This window comes from Acidisoma sp. 7E03, assembly GCF_054665075.1.
In genome coordinates this window covers 28,816-52,245 of record NZ_BAAFHE010000016.1, presented here as the reverse complement: position 1 = coordinate 52,245, position 23,430 = coordinate 28,816, and the positions used below count along the sequence as shown (strand labels likewise).

Here is a 23,430-nt window from a genome sequence, read left to right as displayed (position 1 = left end):
GGCTCTACCTGATACCGGTCTGGATCAGAGGCGAAGCGGCGTATGGACGGGATGACGGGGCTGACGGGACTTTCGGCCCGGCCCATTTTCGACGAGGACTGGTGGTTCGACGCGGTCTGCCCGGGGGCCTGGGCGCGGCATGAAGTGCGGCGCGATGGGCGGCTCTTCGCCTCCTTCGCCTTCCATATCTTTCGCAAGATGGGCTTCCGCTACGTCACCATGCCGGGTCTGACACGCACGCTGGAACCCACCATCCATCCGGGCGCGCGCAAGCCGGTCAGCCGGCTGCAAAGCTCGACGGCGCTGCTCAAGGAGTTGCTAGAGAGCATGCCCCGCCACGACCGTATGGAACTGTGCCTGCCGCCGGACAGCGAATTGGCGCTTCCCTTCAGCCTTCTCGGCTACAGGAGCACCGCGACCTATACTTTTCGCCAAGAGGGCGAATCGCGGGATACGCTGTGGCACGGGATGGACCAGAAAACCCGCAATCTGATCACGACCTCGCGCAAGCGGCTCGCCGTCACCCGTCATTACGATCTCGACCGCTATGTCCGGCTCTCGCGCGGCAGCCGCAAGAGTGGCGGCCGGGACAAGACCGACTATGCGGCGATCTGCCGAGCGTTTGAGGCCTGCCTGTTACGAGAGCAGACAACCATCCTGGCGGCGGTGGACGAAGAGGGACGTGATGTCGCGAGTGCGATCCTGATCTGGGATCGACACGAGCTTTATTATTGGATGAGCGCGCGGGACAATGGCCTCTCCGGTAATGCCGCAAACAGCCTGCTCGTATGGGAAGCGTTGGAACTGGCCTCGGCGCTTGGCCGCCGTTTCGACGTGGATGGTTTCATCACGCCGCGCAACGGCGTCTTTCTATCGAAGTTCGGCCTGCAGCCGGCGATCCGCCATTACGTCACCAACGTCAATCCGGTCTGGTCGATGCTGCAGGGCATTCGCGCCGCCTTCCGGCCGGGACTGGACCAAGTCTCCTACCGCTGACCGGCGCCGGCCGCTGACAAGCCGGCGAGCAGCCGCCCACTCTCTGGCGCCCGTGGCGCCCATGGACTAACCTCATCACGGGGTGCGCCGCGGCCCGATGCATCGGCCGGCGCCAGGACCTGGTGCGAGGTGTGTGATGATCACGATCGAAACCCTGTCCGCCACGGTCTCCGGCTTCGATGCCGAAGATCTGCAGCGCTGGATCGACAATGCCTGGGTGCGCCCGGATGGCCCGCCCGGCAGCTATCGCTTCCACGACATCGACGTCGCCCGCCTGCGCCTCATTCTCCAACTGCGTGACGACATGGGGATCGACGAGGGCGCGCTGCCGGTGGTGCTATCACTTCTCGACCAACTGTACGAGACACGGCGCCAGATACGGCGCCTGTGCGATGTCATGGAAACGACACTGTCGCCGGAAGATCGCCGACGGCTGCGCGAAGACATCGGCCCCGTCTGATAAAATAAGTCGTCCTGACGGTCCGCTCGCGGCCACGTGCGTGACGGCGCGGCCGTCTCTTGATCTGCATCAACGCTCTCCTCCCTCACTCGCCTGCACAACGGGACATCCAGGGAGATCATCCCGCCGCTGCAGTGTCTCGCATCCCGCGATCTGCTGCGGGTTCGTTCAGGCAGGCGCTACGGCGCCCAGGAGGTCCAGATGCACGATCCGTCCGCTGCCACACCAACTCAGTCGCAGCCGCTCTCGCCCGATCTGCTCAAGAAGATGGATGCCTACTGGCGCGCCGCGAATTACCTCTCGGTCGGCCAGATTTATCTGCGCGACAATCCCTTGCTCGAACAACCCTTGACGCTGGAGCACGTCAAGCCGCGGCTGCTTGGCCACTGGGGCACGACGCCCGGCCTCAACATGCTCTATGTGCATCTCAATCGCCTGATCAAGGACAACGATCTAGACATGATCTATGTCATCGGGCCAGGCCATGGCGGGCCGGGGCTGGTGGCGCATGCCTATCTCGAAGGCTCCTATACCGAACGATATCCCGCGATCGAGCGCAGCCGTAGCGGTCTGCATCGGCTGTTCCGGCAGTTTTCATGGCCCTACGGCATTCCGAGCCATGTGGCGCCCGAGACACCAGGCTCGATCCATGAGGGCGGCGAGCTCGGCTATTCCCTGGCGCATGCCTATGGTGCGGCCTTCGACAATCCCGATCTGATCGTCGCCTGCGTGGTAGGGGACGGCGAGGCTGAGACCGGGCCGCTCGCCACGAGCTGGCATTCCAACAAGTTCATCAATCCGGCCCGCGACGGGGCGGTTCTGCCCATCCTGCATCTCAACGGGTTCAAGATCGCCAACCCGACCATCCTGTCCCGCATCGGTGACGAGGAGCTGGCGCAGTTGATGCGCGGCTACGGTTACGAACCGCATTTCGTGGAAGGACATGAGCCGGAGCTCGTGCATCAGCAGCTCGCCGCGACACTGGACGCCGTTCTTGCCCGCATCAAGCAGATTCAGGCGACGGCCCGTGCTGCGGACGCGCAAGCGACGCCGGAGCGGCCGCACTGGCCGATGATCGTGCTGCGCACGCCGAAAGGCTGGACCGGGCCGAAGGTCGTGGACGGCAAGCCGGTGGAAGGCACCTGGCGGGCGCATCAGGTGCCCATCACCAATTTTCAGACTCCGGAACATCTCACCATTCTGGAGGATTGGCTGCGCAGCTACAGGCCGCAGGAGCTTTTCGACCGCAACGGTAAGTTCCGCGACGACTATGCGGAGCTCGCGCCGACCGGTCATCGCCGCATGGGCTACAATCCGCATGCGAATGGCGGCGAGATCATGCAGCCGCTCTCCCTGCCGCATTTCAGCGACTACGCAGTGGCGGTGCAGGAGCCGGGGGCGGTGCGGGCCGAAGCCACGCGTGTGCTGGGCCACTACATCCGCGACGTCATGAAGCTCAACATGGAGCGACGGAACTTCCGTCTCTTCGGGCCGGACGAGACCGCCTCCAACCGCCTGGATGCCGTCTACGAGGTGACGAAGAAGGAGTGGATGGCGGAGACGGTGGACTTCGACACGGATCTCGCATCCGATGGCCGCGTCATGGAGGTGTTGAGCGAGCATCTATGCCAGGGGTGGCTGGAGGGTTATCTTCTGACGGGCCGTCATGGCTTCTTCAGCTGTTATGAAGCCTTCATCCACATCATCGATTCGATGATGAACCAGCATGCGAAATGGCTCAAGGTCACGCGCGACATCCCCTGGCGCAAGCCCATCGCCTCGCTGAACTATCTCCTCACCTCCCATGTCTGGCGGCAGGACCATAACGGCTTTTCCCATCAAGACCCGGGCTTCATGGATCTGGTGGCGAACAAGAAGGCGGATATCGCGCGCATCTATCTGCCGCCGGATGCCAATACCCTTCTCTCCGTCGCGCATCACTGCCTGCACAGCCGGAACTACATCAATCTGATCGTCGCCGGAAAACAGCCGGAGTGGCAGTGGCTGTCGATGGATCAGGCCATCAAGCATTGCACGGCTGGCGCCGGCATCTGGGACTTCGCGAGTGACGAGGGCGAGCCAGACGTCGTCATGGCCTGCGCGGGTGACGTGCCGACGGTCGAGACCATGGCGGCCGTGATGCTACTGCGGGAATACGTGCCGGACATCAAGATCCGCGTCGTCAACGTCGTCGATCTCATGGTGCTGCAGCCAACCTCGGAACACCCACATGGCCTTGAGGACAGCGAGTTCGACGCGCTCTTCACCCGCGACAAGCCCGTGGTCTTCGCCTTCCATGGCTACCCGTCTCTGATCCACAAGCTCACCTATCGCCGGTACAACCACGTCAACATCCACGTGCGCGGCTACAAGGAAGAGGGCACGACGACGACGCCCTTCGACATGGTGGTGATCAACAACCTCGACCGGTTCCAGCTGGCTCTGGATGCGATCGAGCGGATTCCCCGGCTGAAGGATCAAGTGCCGGCGGAACGGGATCGCTACTGGGCGACGATCCAGAAGCACAAGCTCTATGTCGGCGAGCATGGCGACGACATGCCCGAGATCGTCAACTGGCGCTGGCACCGCTGAGGCGCGCGCGGCCGAACCCGGCGCAGGTCCCTCTGCGCCGGGAGGGTCTTGAGCGACATGTCGGAGATAGCGATGCGCCATCACGGATCGATCCTCACGCTTAATGCCGGCTCCTCCAGCATCAAGTTCGCGCTCTTCGATGCGGCGCAGAACCTGCGGGAGACGCTGCGCGGCGAGATCGAGAACCTGTCCAGCGTGCCGCACTTCCATGCAGTGGACGACGAGGGGCGCGTGCTGATCGAGCGACGCTGGGCTCCGGAAGACAACGCTTCCTACCCTCATGTACTGGGGGAGTTGATCGCCTTTGCGGAGGCGCATCTGGGGGAGGGCGGCTTGAGTTCGGTCGGCCATCGCATCGTGCATGGCGGGGCGGAATACAGTGCCCCGGTGCGGCTGGATGGCGCGACCGTCGCCGCCCTCGAAGCACTGACGCCCCTTGATCCGCTGCATCTGCCGCTCAACCTGGCGCCCATCCGGGCGATTGCCGCGGCGCGGCCGAGCCTGCCCCAGATCGCCTGTTTCGACACCGCCTTCCACCATACCGTGCCAGAGGTCGCGCGCAGCTATGCCCTACCGCGCACCCTCACCACTCAAGGGGTGCGCGCCTACGGTTTCCATGGCCTGTCCTACGAATATATCGCGGCGGCCTTGCAGGATGTGGCGCCGGGTCTCGCCTACGGTCGGGTGATCGTCGCGCATCTCGGCTCCGGCGCCAGCCTCTGCGCTCTCGCGAACGGCAAAAGCTTCGCCACGACCATGGGCTTCAGCGCCATCGACGGGCTGATGATGGCGACGCGCTCGGGCATCGTTGACCCGGGCGTGCTGCTCTATCTCGGGCGGCAAGGCATGAGTTTCGCTCAGATCGAAGAGATGCTCTACCGCCAGTCCGGCCTGCTCGGCGTTTCAGGCATTAGCGGTGACGTCCGCACGCTGCAGGAGAGCGACGCACCGGAAGCGCGGCAGGCGCTGGATCTCTTCGTCTACCGCGTCGCCTGGGAGGCAGGGGCGCTCGTCAGTGTCCTAGGTGGATTGGACGGGCTGGTCTTCACGGCTGGCATCGGGGAGCATTCGGCCGGTCTGCGGGCTGAAATCTGTGCGCGCCTCGCCTGGCTGGGTGTGCGGTTGGATGCGGCGGCGAATGCCGCCCACGCCGCCGTCATCAGCCTGCCGGACAGTGCCGTTTCTGTCCGCGTCATCCCGACGAACGAGGAGCTGATGATCGCCCGGCATGTGCTAGGCCTGCTGGGCTGAGGGGCGGGGCCGTGCGCCCCACCCCTTTTTGCGTCAGGCGGCGACGGTCTCGGGCAGGGCCGGGTAATCGGTGTAGCCCTCGGCTCCGTGGGCGTAGAGCGTGTTGCGATTCAACTCGTTCAGCGGCGCTCCGGTGCGGAGGCGGGCCGGAAGATCGGGGTTGGCGATGAATTTCACGCCAAACGCGATGGCATCCGCCCAGCCTTCGGACAGCGCCTTTTCCGACTGCTCGACGGTGAAGCGCTCATTGGCGATGTAAGTGCCGCCGAATTCCTGCTTCAGCGTCGGGCCGATCGAATCCGCCGCTTCATGTTCACGGGCGAAGAGGAAGGCGAGGCCGCGCTTCTTCGCTTCCCGCGCCACATGGCTGAAGGTGCCGCGCAGATCGCTGTCGCCCATGCTGTGGCTATCGCCGCGCGGCGCAAGATGCAGGCCGACGCGATCCGCACCCCAGACGGAGATGGCGGCATCCACCGCTTCGAACATCAGCCGCGCGCGGTTTTCCACCGGGCCGCCGTATTCATCGGTCCGCTTGTTGCTGCCGTCCTGCAGGAACTGGTCGAGCAGATAGCCGTTGGCGCCGTGGATCTCCACGCCGTCGAAGCCGGCGCGCTGGGCATTCTCGGCGCCGCGCTTGTAGTCCGCGATGATGCCGGGAAGTTCCTCGAGGGTCAGGGCGCGGGGTGTCGGGTAGGGACGCTCGGGCCGCAGCAGGCTGACATGGCCCTGGGCCGCGATGGCCGAGGGAGCTACCGGCAAATCGCCACCCAGCAGGGAAGGATCGGAGATGCGGCCGCAATGCCAGAGCTGCATCATGATGTGGCCGCCGGCCGCATGCACGGCATCGGTGATGACGCGCCAGCCTTCCACCTGGGCTTCCGACCAGATCCCGGGCGTCCGCTCGTAGCCGACGCTTTTCGGATTGATGTTGGTCGCTTCGGTGAGGATCAGGCCGGCGCTCGCGCGCTGGACGTAATAGTCGCGCATCAGCGGCGTCGGCACACGGTCCTCGGTGGCACGGGCGCGGGTGAGGGGGGCCATCAAGACGCGGTGCGGCAGGTCGAGCGCGCCGACGCGGATCGGGTCGAAAAGTGTGGGCATGGGTGGCATATCCCTGGTTGCGGGCTGAGAAGCCCCGGCTGAAAGGCGCGCCGCAGACCCAAGGTAAGCGGCGAAAGCGGGCACGCCGGTGTTTGATGTTCGACGAATATCGAATATAGGAGAGGGCATCATGGCGCAAGAGCCCTACTGCCACCCGGATATCGAGACGGTCAGCCTGGCCGAGGTGCTGCATGCGCTGAGCGACCCCGTGCGCCTTTGCATTTTGCGCTCTTTGAGGCCGGGTGAAGAGACTGCGTGGAGCGGCTTCATGGTGAAGGTCTCGCCCTCCACCCTCAGCCATCACATGAAGGTTCTGCGCAATGCAGGCCTGATCCGCAACCGGCGCGAGGGTACGCGCTGTCTCGTCTCGCTACGGCCGGAGCTTTCCGGCCGCTTCCCGGATCTGGTGGAGACGGTGATGCGGCTCACGCCGCCCGCCTGTATCGAGGCCGAAGACGCGGCCTAATCAGCCCCAGGCTTCCTGATAGAGGGCGATGATCTCGGCGGCCTCTGGCACGCGCGGGTTGTTGGCGGGCGAGCCGGAGGCGAGCGCTTGTTCCGCCATCAGCGGCAACAGCCTGTCCCATGCCGCCGGGTCGATGCCGTAGCTCTTCGGCGTCGGCACGGCGAGATCGCGGTTGAGCGCAGCGAGGGCTGTCGTCAGCTTGGCCACCGCGCTCTGGTCGCCTTCCGTCGCTTCCGCCAGACGCATGGCCCGCGCGCAGGTGGCATAGCGGCCGAGGGCGGCAGGCGCCGACCAGCGGGTGACGGTCGGTAGCAGCATGGCGTTGGACAGGCCGTGCGCGACGTGGAAATGCGCGCCGATCGGCCGGCTCATGCCATGCACGAGCGCAACCGAAGCGTTGGAAAAGGCGATGCCCGCCTGATGCGCACCCAGCATCATGGCAGCGCGCGCTCCGCGGTTACCGGGCTCGGCATAGGCCGTGCGCAGATTGTCCCAGATCAGCCGCATGGCGGAGAGCGCCATCTGGTCGGAGAAGTCATTTGCCCGGCGCGAGACATAGGCCTCGATCGCATGGGTCAGGGCGTCAACGCCAGTATCGGCGGTCAGCCGGGCCGGTTTCGACATCGTCAGCTCGAAATCGATAATCGCCGCCATGGGAAGATAAGCGAGGCCGGCGCAGAGCATTTTCTCCCCACTTGCCTCGTCCGTGATGATGGTGAAACGCGTCGCCTCCGAACCGGTACCGGCAGTGGTGGGGATGGCGACGATGGGCAGGCCCGGCGCATCCTGCACATGCGGCACGCGAAGCTCCCGCATCGTGCCGCCGAGCGGTCCGAGCACCGCAGCGGCCTTGGCCGTGTCGATGGGGCTACCGCCGCCGAAGCCAATGACGCAGTCGAAATCGCCGCTGCGCAATTGGGTCAACGCGGCATCGACCGAGGCGACCGTCGGATCGGGCACCACCTCGGTGAAGGCGGGGATCTCCCCGCCCAGGATGGCGCGCAGACGGGCCAAGCCGCCGGAGGTGGCGAGGAAGGGGTCGGTGACGATGAGCGGCCGAGAGAGGCGGAGCTGCTCCAGAACCGCAGGCGTCTCCTCAAGGCTGCCGGGGCCGAGGCGGATCAGGCGCGGGAGAGCGATGGCGGCCATGGGGGTGTCCCTTCCAGGATCTGGTTCGACCGGACTCTGGGCAGAAGGGCCGCGGCTTGTCCACCGAGGGAGGCGCTACCAGCTGCGCGCGGAGACGGTGCAGAGGCGGGACCAGAGGCGCGCGAAATCGGGGCTCGTCGCCTCGAAGCGCGTCATCGTCATGATGCCGGCGACGGAAAGGAAGCGCGTTCCGGCGAGGGCGCCGCTGCCCGCGCTGCCGTCGATCGTGCCACAGATGGCCAGAAGGCCGCCCGCGCTGCGCTGGACGAAGGCGTCCGCGAAACCGCGGTAGTCGGGCGCGTTCAAGGCATGCCGCACCGCAGCTTCTGCCTGAATCAGGGAGGTTTGCAACCTGCTGTCGAGCGTGTGTGGCGCGGCCCTCTGGGTCGCGGGCGTCAGCATGGCGCCGGGCTGCAGCGAGATGGCGAAGCAGATCGCGCAGAGGGCCGAGGCGATGAAGGCCAGCAGATGGTGGCCCAAGCCAGCGGCGCGGGGCGCGTATCCCGTGATCAGAGAAGCTCCAGGCGCGATCGCGCTCTCGCACCCGCCATAGCCGCAGCCGGGACAGCGGCTATGGCGGCCGGGGATGACGGCTGTGCACCAGGGGCAGATGATTGCCATGGCGGCCTCCTTGGCCTCATGCGGTTGCAAGGCTGCGAGAACCAGTTTCCGACGCCGCGGGGCTCATCACGATGACGGCGGGAGATGCGCTATGGTCGAGTGGTTCGCGCTCGGGTGGTTGCATTAAGCCGGGTCACGCCACGAGCGTCTGTACGCGCGACTACATAGGGAGAAACACGTACCCGTCGGCGTCTTGCCGCCTCGGACGGGTGGACCATCTCAAAGGGATGGACGGTAGGGACAGCATGACCGAGCAGGAAGATGTGCCCATCACGATGCCGGAGGGCACGCCCGAGGAGACGCATCACCGGCGGCGGCGCATGGCCCATCTGCTCGGCCGTCTCCCGGATCGCTTACGTCGCGCCACGATCTGGTTGCTGCGCCCGCATGCCCGCTGGGTGCGCATCCCGGTCGGCGTGCTGCTGGTGCTCGGCGGCATCTTCAGCATCCTGCCGGTGCTGGGCATTTGGATGCTGCCGCTCGGCCTTGTCCTGCTCGCGGAGGACGTGCCGCTGTTGCGGCGCTGGCGCGAGAAAGCGCTCGACTGGATCGAGCAGAAACGTCCGCACTGGATCTATGGCGAGGACGCCAAGCCGAAGCCAGCGCAGCCTGGCACGCCCCAGCGCTGAGCGGGCTGGCGCCTGCATTCCGTTGGCGCGCTAGCTGAGAAGCCGTGCCGTCTCGAAGAAGGCGCGGATGGTTTTTGCCTCCGCCCGTTCCTTCAGGCAGATCATTACCTCGTCCATCGCCATGGCCGGCCCCTCGATCGTGAGCCGCACCAGCCGCAGATCGTGACCGAATTCGGCTTCCGAGACGAAACCGACGCCCAGCCCCATGGCAACGATTTCCCGCATCGCTTCCCGTCCTTCGGCCTCGATGGCGAAAGCAAGGGTGAGTCCTTGGGCTTCCGCCGCCTCCTCGACCTTCTTGCGTGTCTTGGAGCCCTGTTCCCGGCCGACGAGCGGGAAGCGCATGAGGGCTGCAAGGGGAACCGGCCCCATACCCGCCAAAGGGTGGTCGCGTGCGACGCAGGCGATGATCGGGCTGGTGTTCAGCGACACGCTGTCGATGTCGCGGATCGACGGAATATCGCCGATCACACCGATGTCGGTCTCATAGCTCGCCAGGGCGCGGCTGATGGTCTCGGTATTGCCGCTGCGGAGGACGACGCGGACGCCTGGGTAGCGTTCGCGAAAGGCCGTCAATACCGGCAGCACGTGATGCACCGCATCCGCCATGATGGACAGGCGGCCCGCGCGCAGCGCACGCGATTCGGAGAGCAGCTCCAGGGCCTGGGTCTCCGTCTCGAACATGCGGCGGGTGATGGCCAGAAGCTGCTCTCCCGCCGGGGTCAGCACCACCTGCTTGCGCTGCCGGTTGAAGAGCAGGACGTCATACTCCTCCTCCAGCTTGCGAACCTGGTCGGAAATTGCGGGCTGGGTCAGTAGCAGTTCCTGCGCAGCGCGGGAGAAGCCGCCATGGATCGCGACGTAGTGGAAGGCGCGCAGCTGAACGTAGCGCATAGGTCTGCATCATCCTGGGTGATAGATCGGGTCGTCTCAAAGACTGAGCCGATGCCATAGACCGAGCAGGCGGGCAGGATCGGTGAAATTTATGGTTCAATACAAAATAGCGATTTTTCAGATGATTTTATCTGGCCGATGCTAGGGCTGCATCGCGACGGAGACAGTCATGGCCACTCACCCTTTTGACCAGACGGCAGAACCGCTGCCGGCTCCGGCCCTGGGTGAGCCTTATCTGCTGACCCCTGGCCCGCTGACGACCGCTCTCTCCGTCAAGCAGGCGATGCTGCGGGATTGGGGTTCATGGGACGCGGGGTTTCGCGGGCTGACAGCCGAGTTGCGCCGCGCGCTCCTGAATTTGGTAGGGCAGGAGGAAGCGTCCTTCGATTGCGTGCCGATGCAGGGCAGCGGCACGGCCGCCGTGGAGGCGATGCTCGCCTCCTTCGTGCCGCGCGAAGGCCGCGTGCTCGTGCTTGCCAACGGCGCCTATGGCAAGCGAGCGGCGGAGATCCTGACCTATCTCGGGCGTGACCATCGGCTGATCGACAAGGGGGATTACTTGCCGCCTCGGGGTGGCGAGGTGGCAAGGCTGCTCGCGGATGATCCCAGCATCAGCCATGTCTTCGTGGTGCATTGTGAGACGAGTTCGGGGATCCTCAATCCTGTGCGTGAGATTTCCGAGGCCGTTTATGCCGCGGGGCGAAAGCTGCTGGTCGATTCGATGAGCGCCTTTGGCGCTGTCCCGACGGATTTCCGTTACGAGGCGCTGGTCTCTTCCGCCAACAAATGCATCGAGGGCGTGCCTGGCTTCGGCTTCGTCATTGCCCGCAAGAGCGAGCTTGAAGCGGCGCGCGGGCGCAGCCATTCACTCAGCCTCGACTTGCATGCGCAATGGACAGTGATGGAGAAGACGGGCCAGTGGCGCTTCACCCCGCCCACCCATGCGGTCGCCGCCTTCATCGAGGCGTTGCGTCTGCATCGTGCAGAGGGGGGTGTCGCCGGGCGCGGCGCGCGCTACGCCATGAATCGGGACGTGCTGGTCACCGAAATGCGGGCAGCCGGTTTCGAGACGCTGCTGCCGGACGCGTGGCTGTCTCCGATCATCGTGACCTTCTTCTGCCCAGGTGACCCGGCCTTCGACTTCGGGCGCTTCTACGGGCTGATGAAGGAACGCGGCTTCATCATCTATCCGGGAAAGCTCACGGCGGTGGAGAGCTTCCGCATCGGCTGCATTGGTCAGATGGATCATCACGTCATGCGCCGTGTGGCGGGGGCAGCGGCCGAGGCGCTGGCCGCCATGGGTGTCGCCTCTGCGGCGCCGCCCAGGGCGGCCATCGCGGAACGCGCGCGCTTGGCTGCCTGAGGCACCGATGTCCCTCATCCACACGGAAGGCGAATCCAATCGCTCCGACGCGCGGGCGCGCTGGGCGGCCGGGCTGCAGGATGTGCGCACGCAGTCTCTGCTGCAGCGGGATGCCCAGGCGTTCCTGCACCAAAGCCTGTCGAGCCCGTGCCTCACCACCATTGCGCGCGCCGAGGGGATCTGGATCGAGGATACCGCCGGCCGCCGCTACATGGATTTCCATGGCAACAGCGTCCATCACATCGGCTACGGCCACCCACGCCTGAAGGCCGCGATCACCGCGCAGATGGATGTGCTGAGCTTCGCGCCGCGTCGCTTCACCTGCGAGCCGGCGGTGGAACTGGCCGAGACGCTGGGTGCGCTCGCGCCAGGCGATCTCGGCAAGGTGCTGTTCACGACTGGCGGCTCGGATGCGGTGGAGGTCGCGCTGAAACTCGCCCGCGCCGCCACTGGGCGCTTCAAGACGCTCTCCTTCTGGGATGCCTTCCACGGCGCCGGCTTCGGTGCGGCGAGCGTCGGCGGTGAGGCGACCTTCCGCTCCGGCATTGCGGGCCCTTTGCTGCCCGGCACGGAACATGTCGCGCCCTGGGCCGCGCACCACTGCCCCTATGGCACCCGAAGTCTCGAAGACTCGGCCCGGGCCTGTGCCAGCATGATCGCCTATGTTCTGGCGCGGGAAGGGGACTTCGCCGCCGTGGTGGCCGAGCCGATGCGCGCCACGCCCAACCCGCCCGTGCCCGGCTTCTGGCGCGCCGTGCGCGAGGCCTGTGACCGCCATGGCACCCTGCTGATCTTCGACGAAATCCCGACCGGCCTCGGCAAGACGGGGCGGCTCTTCGCTTCCGAACATGATGGCGTCACGCCGGACATCCTGGTGATCGGCAAATCCCTCGGCGGTGGCATTCTGCCGATCGCCGCCTGCATCGCGCGGCGCGACCTCGACGTCGCCGGAGACTATGCCATCGGCCATTATACGCACGAGAAGAACCCGGTGACGGCGCGGGCCGCCCTCACCACCCTTGCCATCATTCAGGAGGAGGGGCTTGTAGCGCGCGCGGCGGAACTCGGCGCGCATGCGATGGACCGCATGCAGACGCTGATGGCGCGAAGTGCCCATGTGGGGGACGTGCGTGGCCGCGGCCTGCTCTTTGGAGTGGAGATCGTGGCCGACCGCGACAGCATGGCGGCCGACAACGCCCGTGCCGAGCGCATCTACTACCGCTGCTTGGACGCCGGCCTCAGCTTCAAGATCAGCCAGGGCAATGTCCTGACGCTCTCGCCACCACTGGTGATCGCTCAAAGCGATCTCGACCATGCCTTGGACATCGTGAGCGAAGCCGTCTTGGCGGAGGCGGCGTGAAAGCCGTCCGTCTCGATGCCGAGCTGGAGTGTCCCGGGATCGACGCAGGCTTGCGGGCACGTGGTGTCGATCTCGTCACCCTGCCGGATGGCGTGGATGAGGACGCTCTGACTGCAGCGGTGGCCGAGGCGGACCTGCTGCTCATGTGCTACACGCCCGTCACGGCGCGGGTGATTGCGGCCGCACCGCACCTGCGTGGGATCGTCAAATATGGTGTCGGCATCGACGCGATCGACATTCCCGCGGCGATGGCACGGGGCATTCCGGTCGTCAACGTGCCGGACTACGCGGAAGAGACCGTGGCCGAAGGCGCCTTCGCCTTGCTGATCGCCTTGATGAAGCGGCTGCCTGCCATCGGTGGCCGGATGCAGGCACAAGGCTGGGTCTGGCCCGAGACACGCTGGCTCGGACGCGACATTGCCGGGGCGACGCTGGGCCTGGTCGGCTTCGGTCGCATCGGCCGCAGCATGGCGCGCATGGCAGGGCAGGGATTTCGCGCACGGGTTTTGGCCTTCGATCCTTATGCAGATGAGGCGACCATGTCGGCGGCGGGCGTGGAGAAGACGCCGGATCTCCATGCCATGCTCCGTCGGTGCGACATGGTCTCGATCCATTGCGTGCTGAACGACGAGACGCGTTGCCTGATCGACGCGGAAGCTCTGGCCTGTCTCTCTCCCTCGGCCGTGCTCGTCAACGTGTCGCGTGGTGCGATCATCGACGAATCAGCCCTGGTGGAGGCCGTGGTGGGCGGCCGCCTCGGCGGGGTTGCGCTCGACGTCTTTTCCGCCGAACCTCTGGCGCGGGAAGGGCACATGATGAGCCCGCTCTACGGTCGTGACGACGTGATTCTCTTTCCGCACATGACCTTCTTCACGGCGGAAGCGATGCATCGCCTGACGGAGGAGACGCTCGCGCGTTGCGACGAGATTCTTGCGGGCCGGCCGGTGACGATCCGGTCGGCGGATCCAAGGTTGCAGGTGCAACAAGTTGGCGTTTTGCTGCGCTGATCGCGCCTGTGAGTGGGGCCGTCACGATCGTGAAATCGGTATACCCTTTCCAAACTAAAGAAATTTAGCGTGTATGCCAGATATCTTGTATGACAATACTGTTTCAACTGTTCTGATACCATGCTAGCCTCAAATACTGCATAAGTTTGATTTTGCATTTCATAAATTAAATAGATTTTACTTACCGTTCCTTTCGCGCGAATCATCCTCGCCAAGCGGCAAGCCATCGCCGGCAGCACGGGGATATGGTCGGGGGAATGCCTGCCGGCCCGCTCCCTCCCATCAAGAGGCATAGAATGCGCGCAGGAATTTCTCTGGCGGCGGGTCTTTTTCTCGCGACCTTGGCCGGGGCGTCCGCTCAGGCGGCGTCGGATGTCGTGACCATCTACAGTGCGGACGGTCTGCATGATGGCAGCCCCAGTTGGTTCGGCCAGGAGTTCGACGCCTTCACCAAGGCGACGGGCATCAAGGTGCAGTATGTGGAGGGCGGATCAGGCGGCGTCGTCGACCGCATTGCCCGCGAAAAGTCCAACACCCAGGCCGATGTTCTGGTGACGCTGCCGCCCTTCATGCAGAAGGCGGCGGCCGATGGCCTGCTCGCGGCCTATACCCCTGCGGGCGCCGATGCCATTCCGGCGGGGAGCAAGGACCCGAAGGGCGACTACTACGCCATGGTCAACAACTATCCGAACTTCATCTACGACGCAGCCGTGCTGAAGGAAGCGCCCGCCAGCTACGACGATCTGCTCAAGCCCGACTTCAAGAACAAGCTGCAGTATTCCACCCCGGGACAGGCCGGTGACGGTACGGCCTTCATGATCCAGGTCTTCCACGCCTTCGGCAGCAAGCAGGCAGGGCTCGACTATCTGAAGAAGCTGCAGGCGAACAACCGCGGTCCCTCTGCCTCCACCGGCAAGCTCACTGCACTCGTCAACAAGGGCGAACTCTATGTCGCCAACGGCGATCTGCAGATGAACCTCGCCCAGTCGGCCGACGACCCCAATGTCCGGGTCTTCTTTCCCGCCGGTCCCGATGGCCGCAAGACCGCCTTCGCCCTGCCCTATTACATCGCGCTCGTCGCCGGCGCGCCGCATAGCGAGAACGGCAAGAAGCTGATCGACTTCCTGCTCAGCAAGAACGCACAGGAAAGTGTCAGTACCGTCGCTCAGGGTCTGCCCGTGCGCACGGACGTGCAGCCGACTGATGCCACCTATCAGAAGCTGCAGGCAATGATGCAGGGCGTCACCGTCTGGTCACCCGATTGGACGCAGATCCTCGCCGATCTGAAGAGCGACGTCGCCGCCTACAACGACGCAACGGCGAACTGATGAGCGAGGCCGCCACTCTGGCGGGTGGGGTAGAGGCTGCGGCGCGCGCGCAAGCGCGCGTCGCCACCGCCATGGCCTCGAGTCGCATCCAGTTCGAGGACGTCTCCGTCGCCTATGGTGGCCTCACCGTCCTGTCCGATTTGAACCTGACGGTTCAGCCGGGCGAGATTGTCGCGCTCATCGGGCCGTCCGGCTCGGGGAAGACCACGGCGCTGCGTGCCGTAGCCGGGTTTGTCCGCCCGTCACGCGGCCGCATCCTGATCGGCGACCGCGACGTGACCGATCTGCCGCCCTATGCCCGACGGATCGGCATGGTGGTCCAGAACTACGCGCTCTTTCCGCATATGCGGGTGGAGGAGAACGTCGCCTTCGGTCTCCGCGCCCAGGGGGCTGACCGGCGGACGATCGGCCCGCGCGTCGCCGAATGCCTCGATCTCGTCGGTATGGGCCGCTACGCGAAGCGTCTGCCGCGCGAACTTTCTGGCGGCCAGCAGCAGCGCGTCGCCATCGCCCGCGCGCTCGCCGTGCGGCCGCAGGTGCTGCTGCTGGATGAGCCGCTCTCCGCCCTCGACACGCAGATCCGCCGCAGCATGGTCGAGGAGATCGCGAAGCTTCATCGCGACCTTCCCGAACTCACTGTGCTCTACGTCACGCATGACCAGAGCGAGGCGCTGACGCTTGCCGACCACATCGGCATCATGCGCGACGGCCGGCTGGAAGCCTGTGGCGAGACGCAGACGCTGTTTCGCACGCCGCCCACGCGCTTCGCCGCCGAATTTCTCGGCCGGGCCAATATCCTTCCTATCCTGCACGAGGGGGGTGGGCTCGTCTCCTTTCGGGGATGGCGCTTTTCGGCCGCCAATCCGCACGGTCTCGACGCGGGCGCCGCCTTGCTTTGCTTGCGGCCGCATCATTTGCGCCTGGCACCCGAGGCCGGCTGCACGCAACGGCTGGCGGCGACCGTGACCGGCGTGCAGTGGCAGGGCGATGCGCTGCACGTGACCCTGGATGCGGAGGGTGAGACGCTGCGGCTGACCTGCCCGCCTCTCGGCCGGCCGCCGGGTTTCGGCGACCGCTTGGATCTCTTCTTCGATCCGGCTGAGGTGACACTGGTGCCGGGGAGTGCCGCCGATGTCTGACCTCGCCCTGGTGGCCGAGGGCCACCGCCCTCGCTTCGGCGCCCTCTCCTGGGTTGCGGCACCGCTGCTCGTGCTGTCCGTCCTGTTCTTCTATCCGCTGGCGCTGATCGCCGGCACCGCCCTGGGCCAAGGTCCGTCCGCGCTGCTCCAGTCCCTGGGCGGGCGGCAGTTCCTGCATGGGCTGGAACATACCCTCACCATCGCCGTTGCTTCGACCGCCGGCTGCCTGATCCTCGGCTTCGTGCTGTCGCTCGCCATCGCCTTCGTACCCTTCCCCGGCGCCCGCCTCGCCTCCCGAGTGATCGACACCATCATCGCGCTGCCGACCTTCCTCGTGACGCTTGCCTTCACCTTCGTCTACGGCTCCGCGGGACTGCTCAACGAAGCGCTGATGCAGATGTTCGGGTGGCAGGCGGCGCCCATCGATTTTCTCTATTCGCAGTGGGGCGTCATTCTCGCGGAGATCACCGTCTACACGCCTTTCGTCATGCGCCCGCTGCTCGCGGTCTTCGCGACGATGGAGATGGCGCAGCTGGAGGTCGCGAGCAGCCTGGGCGCGCGGCCGCTGCGCATCGTGCGCCAGATCATCCTGCCCGCGGCCCTGCCTGCGCTGCTCGCCGGCGGCAGCCTGTGCCTGCTGCTGACGGTGAACGAATTCGGCATCGTACTGTTCATCGGCGCGAAGGACGTGATCACCCTGCCCATGCTCGTCTACGAAAAGGCGATCCAGCAATTCGACTATGACGGCGCCTGCGTCATCGCGGTCGTCAACGTCCTGCTCTCCCTCGGCCTCTACACGCTCTACCGGTCCATCCTTGCGCGAATGGCAGGCGGTCATGCTCGTCTGGTCTAGAGGGGTGCGGCTGCTGATCTGGGCCGTGGTGGTGCCGCTCTTTCTTCTCGTCTACGGCCTGCCTATCGCCGTGATCCTGCTCGCGAGCCTCGCCAAGACGTGGAACGGCGTGCTGCCTGCGGCTCTGACGCTGGACCACTATGTCGCTGCCGTTCAGGGCGATTCGCTCGGCAGCCTGAAGACGAGCCTTCTCACGGGTCTCGGTGCGAGCCTCGCGGCCCTCATCAGCGGCACTTGGGCGGCGCTGGCCCTGCGCCGTCTGCCTCGACAGGGCGCAAGGCTGCTCGACGCCGTCTTCTTCGTGCCGAGCGCCGTGCCTTCCGCTTCTGTTGGCCTCGGCCTGCTCGTCGCCTTCAGCCAGAAGCCTTTGCTGATGAACGGCACGCCCTGGATCGTGCTTGCGGCCCATTTCGTGCTGATCAGCGCCTTCACCTACGGCAATCTGCGCGCGGGCCTTGCCCGCATTCCCGCGGATTGCGAGGCGATGGCGGAAAGCTTGGGGGCGCGGCCGTTTTACCGGCTGCGGCGCGTGACCCTGCCGCTGCTGAAGCCCTATCTCATCTCTGCCTTTTCGCTGAGCTTTGCGCTGTCCATGGGTGAACTCGGCGCCACGATCATGATCTACCCCCCGGGCTGGGTGACGCTGCCGGTGCAGATCTTCGCCCTTTCCGACCGCGGCGCGATCTTCGACGCGGCAACGCTGACGACGCTGCTCGGGCTCGCGACCCTCCTCATGCTGACGGTGCTGTCCCGCCTGACCGGCCGCGCCCTGACACGAAATGGATGACCCCATGACATTCACCCATCTCAATGCCGTCGTCTTCGACTGGGCCGGAACCGTGGTGGATTTCGGCTCTCGTGCGCCGATGGGCGCCTTCGTCGAGGCCTTCGCCGCATTCGGGGTTGAGGTCACCATTGCGGAGGCGCGGATTCCGATGGGCATGGCGAAGCGCCCGCATGTCGCGGCGCTGCTCGCCATGCCCCGCATTGCCGCCGCCTGGGAGGCACGACACGGCCATGCGCCGGGGGAGACGGATATCGACGCAGTCTACGAGGTTTTCGTGCCGAAGAACGTGGCTGTGGCAGCGGATCACGCCGGGCTCATCCCCGGCGCCGCAGAGACTGCAGCGGCGCTCCGTGCAGCAGGCGTGAAGATCGGCAGCACTACGGGCTATACACGTGAGATCATGGCGCGGATCCTGCCCCGCGCCGCCGAACAGGGGTTCACGGTGGATGCCATGGCCTGCACGGGGGATGCGCCGGGAGGTCGGCCCAGCCCATTCCTCACCTGGCGAGTCTTGGCCGAGCTCGGCTGCTACCCGGCGTTCCGGGCGGCGAAGGTGGATGATACCGAGGTAGGCATTGCCGAAGGACTTAATGCGGGTGCCTGGTCTGTCGGCGTCGCCATCACCGGCAATGTCTTCGGCCTATCCGAGGCGGAGACGGCGGCCTTGCCGCCGCCCACCTTCCAGGCAATTCGCGCTGCGGCGCGCCAGCGACTCATGGCCGCCGGCGCCCGCTACGTCGTCGACGGTGTTGGGGATCTCATGCCCGTGCTTTGGGAGATCGAAGGCCGGCTCGTTCGCGGCGAACGCCCCTAAGCCTATCGATAGTGGTGGAGACGATTTCATAAAGCCACCGCGGCCAGCCGGCGGGGACCATCCGGCCGGGCCCTGGGCCCGGCCGGATGAGGGCATCAGTCCGTCTGGGTCGCGCCGGTGGTGTGGACAGAGTTCTTTTCGGCCATGCCGCCCGCCTTCTTGCCCGTTCCGGTGGTCATGCCGCCACCGGCCGTGCCGTTTTGCGGGTCAGTCGACATCGCGCTGCTTCCATTGGCGCTGTCCACCGTCGGGCCAGGGACCGCGGCGCTCTGGGTCTGCGGCGGGGTGTCGGAGCCGTTGCCGGCGAAGCTGCTGGCGAGCGGAAGTGCCGTAATGGCGGCTGCGGCCGCGAGGATGCGCAGAGGACGCATGTCGTAAATCTCCCTGAATGACGGCACATCATTGCGCCTGTGCGTCTTCATAAGGTCATGAGGTCAGCCGATTGGGAGAGCAGTGATCTTCACAAATATGCCAGACTCTCGCGCAGTCACATCAACGAAGCGTTGCTGCCACTCCCATGCCAGACGAACCGTTCTTTTTCTTGTTTTGTCAACGAATGAAGAGCGTGCGGCCTGGCGGGGGATGCTACGATTGGATGGATCCGCAGACCACGGGGTGCGCGGTGGCGCATCTCGCGTGGTGGACCGGGCCACGCGGCGATCCACCAGAAACAGCCGGCTCGTCCGCCGGATCGATTGTCGCTTGCGGCTGATCGGCACGGACGCGTTCCTTGGGAACCTGTCTCTGGGCTCAGGGGCGTATCCGCTGCGCGTCGAATTCCGTCGGCAAGCCCAGCATCTTCAGCCGCAGGAAGTCGAGTAACCGATCGGGTAAGATACGCGGCAGAAGGGTGAGCATATGCGCGTCCTTGCCAGTCGGGTAACGTGCCCGCGGCCGGGGTGCTGTCAGCGCGAGTTGGATTGTGCGGGCTACGACATCAGGATCGCTCCCGCCAGCCTCGCGCGCATTGGCGCGTGCGCTGAAGCGGCGGACTAGACCGGCATAGCGGGCGCTCCCCGACTCTGGCCAACGCGCAATCACCTGCTCGACGCCGCCGAGCGTCTTGTCGACCGCGGGCGTCTTGATGGAGCCTGGCTGGATGATCACGACATGAATGCCAAGCGGCCGCAATTCCATGCGCAGAGCATCGCTAAAGCATTCGAAGGCGGCTTTCGACCCGCACAGCACCCCGCCGAAGGGGATGGTGATGTGAGCGCCGACGGAGCCGAGATTGACGATGCGGCCTGCGCCAGATGGCAGCAGCGGCAGGAAGGCCTGGATCACGGCAAGCTGGCCGAAGAGGTTGACCTCGAAGGCGGCGCGCACAGCATCAAGCGGCACGACCTCCAGCGGAGCGGAGAGGCCGATTCCTGCATTGTTCACCAACCCGTCCAGCCGGCCGCCCGTCGCCGTGTCGATAAATGACCGACATGCGTCGATCGTATCCGGCTTGGCAACGTCGAGAATGACCGGGATGAGCAGATCGGGCGGCGCTTCGGTTTTCAGCCTTTCGCCGTCTTCGAGGCGGCGGCAGGCGGCAAAGACCCGCATTCCGGATGCCGCAAGACGGAGCGCGGTGGCACGGCCAATGCCACTCGACGCGCCGGTGACCAGCACCTGCTTCTGTTCGTTGCGCAAGGCCTCAGCCTTTCCCGATGGAGCCGTTCTCCTGCGCGTCACTCTTCCGAAAAGGCCGGGAGTCTACAAGAGGAGGACCTGGGCCGTCGGCAGTTCGGAGGCGCGCCTCATCTTGGCCTGCATCGGGATCACTGGCTGCCCGCTCGGACGGCGTCGCCGAACGGTGTATCGAACTGATAAGATCCGCATGCTGAGCATGATCGAGATCCATGGAGCTTCCCATGTATCCCAACTTGTGACCCGCGACGGAGATTTCGGCTCAATGGGTCGGGATTTCCCCTACCCCTTGATTTCATGGTGAGCCCGGTGGGACTCGAACCCACGACCCCATGATTAAAAGTTTGCTCCAACGTGCTATGTCCGTCCTGTGTCCGCGGATTGGAATGAAAAATCAGGCAGAAATCTGCCGATTTTTGTTGAAGACCGAAGAAAGACGTTGAACGAAATAGGCGTCAGAGTGCAATGTGCGCGCGGACACAGCGCGGACATGGAGGCGGACATGGCGGAGCTACTGACCGAACAAAGGGTCAAAGATCTCCCCCCTCCGGAAAGAGGGAATCGGATTTTCTACGACGCGGCGGAGCGCGGTCTTGGTCTGCGGATCACGTCTGCGGGAGCGCGCGCCTACATTTTCAACTACCGGACCAAAGGCGGGACCGAACGACGGATCACGATCGGAACCGCGGGACGATGGGAGGACAAGGTTTGGCGCGACGGAGCGTGGAGCCTAAAGGCCGCCCGAAAGCGTGCGAAGGAACTGCGGCAGCGGATTGACGTCGGCGAAGACCCTATGGGCGATCTCCATGCCGAGCGTGCGGCCCCCACCGTCAACGACCTGGCTGACCGCTTCGAAAAAGAACACCTTCCCCGAAAGCGCCCCACAACTGTCGACAGTTATAAGCGTCTCCTCCGGGTCCACATTCGCCCAGCCATCGGAACCAAGAAGGTCGCCGATCTCCGCCACGCCGATATCGAAGCGATGCACCGGAAGATCGCGGCTGAGAGCCCCTATTCTGCCAACCGCGCGGCGGCAGTCGTGTCCAAGATGCTGTCGCTCGCCATAAAGTGGGAAATGCGGGGTGACAATCCTGCAACGGGAGTTGAGCGAAGCCCGGAGCACAAACGGGAGCGATATCTCACCGGGGCGGAGATCGCGAAGTTATCAGAAGCTCTCGGCGCCCATTCTGAGAGGGTCAGCGCGAACGCGGTTCGGCTCCTCTTACTGACCGGAGCCCGGAAGGGTGAAACTCTTGCTGCCCAATGGAAAGACTTTGACCTGGAAGCCGGCATCTGGATCAAGCCGGCGGCGACGACGAAAACTGCCAAGCTGCACCGCGTGCCACTCTCAGCGCCGGCTATCGCCCTTCTCGTCGGCATGAAGGCGGAGGCCGATGAGGAGTTCGAGAAGGAGCGCCGCGACTATCCTAAAGCCGTTCAATGCCCGTATGTCTTTCCCGGCTCGGATGGCAAGCCCCTCACCGACATCAAACACTTTTGGTCGTCCATCTGCATCAAGGCCGGGCTGGCGAAGGCGGTCGAGAAGAAGGATGCCGCCGGCCGCGCCGTCAAAGACAAGGACGGTAATCCAGTCCTGACATGGCAGACGACGGCCCGCATACACGACTTGCGCCATACCTTCGCCAGTGTGCTTGCCAGTTCGGGGTTGAGTTTGCCGGTCATCGGCGCGCTTCTTGGTCACACGCAGGCAGCGACGACCGCGCGCTACGCGCACTTGCTCGATGACCCACTTAGGGCCGCGGCTGAGCGCGCGGCAGCGGTTATCTCGGCGGGCGGCAAGAAGGGCGCAGATGTGGTGGATCTGGCGGAGCGCCGGGCATGAGTGAACACCAAGATTTCGTGATACCGTCGTGGTTGCCTCCTAGCCTGGCAGATTGGCTTGCGACCCAAACGACATTTTGTGCTGAATATGAGAAGCATCCGGAAGCTATCCGCAAGCTGCTGGCCGATGACCGCGTGAGCGTACTTTGGAGTGAACTGCTCAAACGAAACCCCGGAGGGTACGTCCATCCCGTAAAAAAGGAGGTGCTCGAAAAAAGGCTCGGAACAAAAATCAGTTTTGGCGGCGACCAGCTACAGAATCTCGCGCTCAAGGTGCTCTTCCAGCAACTTTCAAGGATAGTTGCGGAGGCTCCTTCCGTTCCGCTTTGGAGCCCGTCTGAGCGCGACCATCATGTGAAACAACTAGATCAGCGCGCGCAATGGCTCCTTTGGGAAGCCCTAGATACTGAAGGTCTCGGTGACGCATGGACGGAGATCGCTGAAGGAATGCGCCACAAGGCAAACCTATTGCGAATGAAGGCGGAGCAGCTCCGTAATACAAAGATCTTTGTTTCAGCGAATAAGCGACAAAACCCGCATGGCACTGCTGCGGCCCTTCGAGCAGCGGTAGCCCTGAACGGTCTTTTCGGACTGCCGTTTTACAAGCAGTCAGCGGTCATAGGCGAGATTGCCAGTGGAAGCTCGCTCTCAATGGAACAGGTGCGGAAAGCATACAATGATGAGCGCAGGGGTGGGGTGGTAGAAAGGAGCGCCAAATTGCAAAAAAACACACAGATGGTTCAGGGATAGTAACCAAGTGAAAATCTCCGCAGTTGTTGTGAATGCGGAGGCACTATGTTGCAGACGGAAAATCAGGAAGCTGGCACGTCTGGTTTCATCCCGGCTCCCTGCCGCCCTTGGAAGCGGCTGTTTCCGAGCTATGGCGATCTTGATGAGATTGCTGAAATCATGGGTGGCTGTCAGCGTTCTGCTCGGAATTTGGTTGATAAGTTGCAGGTCCCCCACATCCGGTTAAGAGGGCGGCGGCTCTACGACCTCGATGACCTGCGCCGCCGGCTGCTTTCTCAAGCGGCAAACACCGCACCCCGAGGCCGGGGCCGTCCCCGCAAGTTCGCAGCCTGAACGCAAACCGCCGCTAAGGGCCACGACTCCCTAAGCGGCGGTGCAAGTCGAAGACATCAC

General features: G+C 64.7%; 23 protein-coding genes. 17 read left to right on the top strand and 6 right to left on the bottom strand.

Annotation, left to right across the window (positions count from 1 at the left end):
- Window positions 1–42 precede the first annotated feature (42 nt).
- The 4 genes from ACYQ6W_RS20225 to ACYQ6W_RS20210 all read left to right on the top strand — a co-directional run bounded on the left by ACYQ6W_RS20225 (window position 43) and on the right by ACYQ6W_RS20210 (window position 5,299).
- Window positions 43–996: a GNAT family N-acetyltransferase gene (locus ACYQ6W_RS20225; protein ID WP_459677842.1), complete on the top strand. Its 954-nt coding sequence runs from the start codon at window positions 43–45 to the stop codon at window positions 994–996.
- A 136-nt stretch (window positions 997–1,132) separates the two neighbouring features.
- Window positions 1,133–1,456, top strand: coding sequence for a chaperone modulator CbpM (locus ACYQ6W_RS20220; RefSeq protein WP_459677841.1), 324 nt, complete (start codon window positions 1,133–1,135; stop codon window positions 1,454–1,456).
- A gap of 201 nt (window positions 1,457–1,657) precedes the next feature.
- Window positions 1,658–4,048 (top strand): phosphoketolase family protein, encoded by a 2,391-nt coding sequence (locus tag ACYQ6W_RS20215; protein WP_459677839.1) that lies wholly within the window; start codon window positions 1,658–1,660, stop codon window positions 4,046–4,048.
- A 72-nt stretch (window positions 4,049–4,120) separates the two neighbouring features.
- Window positions 4,121–5,299, top strand: coding sequence for an acetate/propionate family kinase (locus ACYQ6W_RS20210; RefSeq protein ID WP_459677837.1), 1,179 nt, complete (start codon window positions 4,121–4,123; stop codon window positions 5,297–5,299).
- 33 nt (window positions 5,300–5,332) lie between these two features.
- Here the strand turns inward: ACYQ6W_RS20210 and ACYQ6W_RS20205 are convergent, their stop codons facing one another.
- On the bottom strand, window positions 5,333–6,400 hold the full coding sequence (locus tag ACYQ6W_RS20205; protein ID WP_459677835.1) for an alkene reductase: 1,068 nt from the start codon (window positions 6,398–6,400) through the stop codon (window positions 5,333–5,335).
- Between the two features lie 130 nt (window positions 6,401–6,530).
- On the opposite strand from ACYQ6W_RS20205, the gene ACYQ6W_RS20200 reads away from it, so the two are divergent.
- Window positions 6,531–6,866 carry an ArsR/SmtB family transcription factor gene (locus tag ACYQ6W_RS20200; protein WP_459677834.1) on the top strand — a complete coding sequence of 112 codons (336 nt, stop codon included), beginning with the start codon at window positions 6,531–6,533 and terminating at the stop codon, window positions 6,864–6,866.
- Here ACYQ6W_RS20200 and ACYQ6W_RS20195 read toward each other — a convergent pair whose 3' ends face one another.
- Window positions 6,867–8,015: an iron-containing alcohol dehydrogenase gene (locus ACYQ6W_RS20195; protein WP_459677832.1), complete on the bottom strand. Its 1,149-nt coding sequence runs from the start codon at window positions 8,013–8,015 to the stop codon at window positions 6,867–6,869.
- 75 nt (window positions 8,016–8,090) lie between these two features.
- A complete protein-coding gene (locus ACYQ6W_RS20190) occupies window positions 8,091–8,636 on the bottom strand; it encodes a hypothetical protein (protein WP_459677831.1) in 546 nt (181 codons plus the stop codon).
- A gap of 245 nt (window positions 8,637–8,881) precedes the next feature.
- Here ACYQ6W_RS20190 and ACYQ6W_RS20185 point away from each other — a divergent pair, with 245 nt between their 5' ends.
- Entirely contained in the window at window positions 8,882–9,265 is a 384-nt protein-coding gene (locus ACYQ6W_RS20185; RefSeq protein ID WP_459677829.1) for a hypothetical protein, read from the top strand.
- Window positions 9,266–9,295: 30 nt separating this feature from the next.
- Here the strand turns inward: ACYQ6W_RS20185 and ACYQ6W_RS20180 are convergent, their stop codons facing one another.
- Window positions 9,296–10,159, bottom strand: a complete 864-nt coding sequence (locus ACYQ6W_RS20180; protein ID WP_459677828.1) for a LysR substrate-binding domain-containing protein — start codon at window positions 10,157–10,159, stop codon at window positions 9,296–9,298.
- A gap of 169 nt (window positions 10,160–10,328) precedes the next feature.
- Between ACYQ6W_RS20180 and ACYQ6W_RS20175 the strand changes: the two genes are divergently transcribed.
- The 8 genes from ACYQ6W_RS20175 to phnX all read left to right on the top strand — a co-directional run bounded on the left by ACYQ6W_RS20175 (window position 10,329) and on the right by phnX (window position 18,810).
- Window positions 10,329–11,522: a 2-aminoethylphosphonate--pyruvate transaminase gene (locus ACYQ6W_RS20175; protein WP_459677826.1), complete on the top strand. Its 1,194-nt coding sequence runs from the start codon at window positions 10,329–10,331 to the stop codon at window positions 11,520–11,522.
- Between the two features lie 7 nt (window positions 11,523–11,529).
- Entirely contained in the window at window positions 11,530–12,882 is a 1,353-nt protein-coding gene (gene pbfA / locus ACYQ6W_RS20170; protein ID WP_459677825.1) for a (R)-1-hydroxy-2-aminoethylphosphonate ammonia-lyase, read from the top strand.
- Window positions 12,879–13,889 carry a C-terminal binding protein gene (locus tag ACYQ6W_RS20165; protein WP_459677824.1) on the top strand — a complete coding sequence of 337 codons (1,011 nt, stop codon included), beginning with the start codon at window positions 12,879–12,881 and terminating at the stop codon, window positions 13,887–13,889. Before pbfA ends, ACYQ6W_RS20165 begins: the two co-directional genes overlap by 4 nt.
- 296 nt (window positions 13,890–14,185) lie before the next feature.
- Window positions 14,186–15,217, top strand: a complete 1,032-nt coding sequence (locus ACYQ6W_RS20160; protein ID WP_459677823.1) for a 2-aminoethylphosphonate ABC transporter substrate-binding protein — start codon at window positions 14,186–14,188, stop codon at window positions 15,215–15,217.
- Window positions 15,217–16,356 carry an ABC transporter ATP-binding protein gene (locus tag ACYQ6W_RS20155; RefSeq protein ID WP_459677822.1) on the top strand — a complete coding sequence of 380 codons (1,140 nt, stop codon included), beginning with the start codon at window positions 15,217–15,219 and terminating at the stop codon, window positions 16,354–16,356. The genes ACYQ6W_RS20160 and ACYQ6W_RS20155 overlap by 1 nt, the downstream gene beginning before the upstream one ends.
- The gene (locus ACYQ6W_RS20150; protein ID WP_459677821.1) at window positions 16,349–17,209 is read left to right on the top strand and encodes a 2-aminoethylphosphonate ABC transporter permease subunit; all 861 of its coding nucleotides are present in this window, start codon (window positions 16,349–16,351) and stop codon (window positions 17,207–17,209) included. The genes ACYQ6W_RS20155 and ACYQ6W_RS20150 overlap by 8 nt, the downstream gene beginning before the upstream one ends.
- Window positions 17,193–17,996 (top strand): ABC transporter permease subunit, encoded by an 804-nt coding sequence (locus ACYQ6W_RS20145; RefSeq protein ID WP_459677820.1) that lies wholly within the window; start codon window positions 17,193–17,195, stop codon window positions 17,994–17,996. Before ACYQ6W_RS20150 ends, ACYQ6W_RS20145 begins: the two co-directional genes overlap by 17 nt.
- 4 nt (window positions 17,997–18,000) lie before the next feature.
- Window positions 18,001–18,810: a phosphonoacetaldehyde hydrolase gene (phnX, locus tag ACYQ6W_RS20140; RefSeq protein ID WP_459677819.1), complete on the top strand. Its 810-nt coding sequence runs from the start codon at window positions 18,001–18,003 to the stop codon at window positions 18,808–18,810.
- Between the two features lie 95 nt (window positions 18,811–18,905).
- Here the strand turns inward: phnX and ACYQ6W_RS20135 are convergent, their stop codons facing one another.
- A complete protein-coding gene (locus ACYQ6W_RS20135; RefSeq protein ID WP_459677818.1) occupies window positions 18,906–19,181 on the bottom strand; it encodes a hypothetical protein in 276 nt (91 codons plus the stop codon).
- A 379-nt stretch (window positions 19,182–19,560) separates the two neighbouring features.
- Window positions 19,561–20,448 carry an SDR family oxidoreductase gene (locus ACYQ6W_RS20130; protein ID WP_459677817.1) on the bottom strand — a complete coding sequence of 296 codons (888 nt, stop codon included), beginning with the start codon at window positions 20,446–20,448 and terminating at the stop codon, window positions 19,561–19,563.
- 499 nt (window positions 20,449–20,947) lie between these two features.
- On the opposite strand from ACYQ6W_RS20130, the gene ACYQ6W_RS20125 reads away from it, so the two are divergent.
- The 3 genes from ACYQ6W_RS20125 to ACYQ6W_RS20115 are packed head-to-tail and all read left to right on the top strand — an operon-like array spanning window position 20,948 to window position 23,370.
- Window positions 20,948–22,288, top strand: a complete 1,341-nt coding sequence (locus ACYQ6W_RS20125; RefSeq protein WP_459677816.1) for a tyrosine-type recombinase/integrase — start codon at window positions 20,948–20,950, stop codon at window positions 22,286–22,288.
- The gene (locus tag ACYQ6W_RS20120) at window positions 22,285–23,037 is read left to right on the top strand and encodes a hypothetical protein (protein ID WP_459677815.1); all 753 of its coding nucleotides are present in this window, start codon (window positions 22,285–22,287) and stop codon (window positions 23,035–23,037) included. The genes ACYQ6W_RS20125 and ACYQ6W_RS20120 overlap by 4 nt, the downstream gene beginning before the upstream one ends.
- Before the next feature lie 45 nt (window positions 23,038–23,082).
- Complete coding sequence (locus ACYQ6W_RS20115) at window positions 23,083–23,370, top strand: hypothetical protein (protein WP_459677814.1); 288 nt, start codon at window positions 23,083–23,085, stop codon at window positions 23,368–23,370.
- The last annotated feature ends 60 nt before the right edge of the window (window positions 23,371–23,430 follow it).

What these genes read in the sequence shown, in the direction of transcription:
- ACYQ6W_RS20120 (WP_459677815.1), top strand. Translation starts at nt 22,285, where the DNA reads ATGAGTGAACACCAAGATTTCGTGATACCGTCGTGGTTGCCTCCTAGC.
- ACYQ6W_RS20215 (WP_459677839.1), top strand. Translation starts at nt 1,658, where the DNA reads ATGCACGATCCGTCCGCTGCCACACCAACTCAGTCGCAGCCGCTCTCG.
- ACYQ6W_RS20225 (WP_459677842.1), top strand. Translation starts at nt 43, where the DNA reads ATGGACGGGATGACGGGGCTGACGGGACTTTCGGCCCGGCCCATTTTC.
- ACYQ6W_RS20135 (WP_459677818.1), bottom strand. Translation starts at nt 19,181, where the DNA reads ATGCGTCCTCTGCGCATCCTCGCGGCCGCAGCCGCCATTACGGCACTT.
- ACYQ6W_RS20160 (WP_459677823.1), top strand. Translation starts at nt 14,186, where the DNA reads ATGCGCGCAGGAATTTCTCTGGCGGCGGGTCTTTTTCTCGCGACCTTG.
- ACYQ6W_RS20150 (WP_459677821.1), top strand. Translation starts at nt 16,349, where the DNA reads ATGTCTGACCTCGCCCTGGTGGCCGAGGGCCACCGCCCTCGCTTCGGC.
- ACYQ6W_RS20205 (WP_459677835.1), bottom strand. Translation starts at nt 6,400, where the DNA reads ATGCCCACACTTTTCGACCCGATCCGCGTCGGCGCGCTCGACCTGCCG.
- phnX (WP_459677819.1), top strand. Translation starts at nt 18,001, where the DNA reads ATGACATTCACCCATCTCAATGCCGTCGTCTTCGACTGGGCCGGAACC.
- ACYQ6W_RS20195 (WP_459677832.1), bottom strand. Translation starts at nt 8,015, where the DNA reads ATGGCCGCCATCGCTCTCCCGCGCCTGATCCGCCTCGGCCCCGGCAGC.
- ACYQ6W_RS20115 (WP_459677814.1), top strand. Translation starts at nt 23,083, where the DNA reads ATGTTGCAGACGGAAAATCAGGAAGCTGGCACGTCTGGTTTCATCCCG.
- ACYQ6W_RS20220 (WP_459677841.1), top strand. Translation starts at nt 1,133, where the DNA reads ATGATCACGATCGAAACCCTGTCCGCCACGGTCTCCGGCTTCGATGCC.
- ACYQ6W_RS20190 (WP_459677831.1), bottom strand. Translation starts at nt 8,636, where the DNA reads ATGGCAATCATCTGCCCCTGGTGCACAGCCGTCATCCCCGGCCGCCAT.
- ACYQ6W_RS20155 (WP_459677822.1), top strand. Translation starts at nt 15,217, where the DNA reads ATGAGCGAGGCCGCCACTCTGGCGGGTGGGGTAGAGGCTGCGGCGCGC.
- ACYQ6W_RS20210 (WP_459677837.1), top strand. Translation starts at nt 4,121, where the DNA reads ATGCGCCATCACGGATCGATCCTCACGCTTAATGCCGGCTCCTCCAGC.
- ACYQ6W_RS20185 (WP_459677829.1), top strand. Translation starts at nt 8,882, where the DNA reads ATGACCGAGCAGGAAGATGTGCCCATCACGATGCCGGAGGGCACGCCC.
- ACYQ6W_RS20175 (WP_459677826.1), top strand. Translation starts at nt 10,329, where the DNA reads ATGGCCACTCACCCTTTTGACCAGACGGCAGAACCGCTGCCGGCTCCG.
- ACYQ6W_RS20180 (WP_459677828.1), bottom strand. Translation starts at nt 10,159, where the DNA reads ATGCGCTACGTTCAGCTGCGCGCCTTCCACTACGTCGCGATCCATGGC.
- ACYQ6W_RS20200 (WP_459677834.1), top strand. Translation starts at nt 6,531, where the DNA reads ATGGCGCAAGAGCCCTACTGCCACCCGGATATCGAGACGGTCAGCCTG.
- pbfA (WP_459677825.1), top strand. Translation starts at nt 11,530, where the DNA reads ATGTCCCTCATCCACACGGAAGGCGAATCCAATCGCTCCGACGCGCGG.
- ACYQ6W_RS20125 (WP_459677816.1), top strand. Translation starts at nt 20,948, where the DNA reads ATGGCGGAGCTACTGACCGAACAAAGGGTCAAAGATCTCCCCCCTCCG.
- ACYQ6W_RS20145 (WP_459677820.1), top strand. Translation starts at nt 17,193, where the DNA reads ATGCTCGTCTGGTCTAGAGGGGTGCGGCTGCTGATCTGGGCCGTGGTG.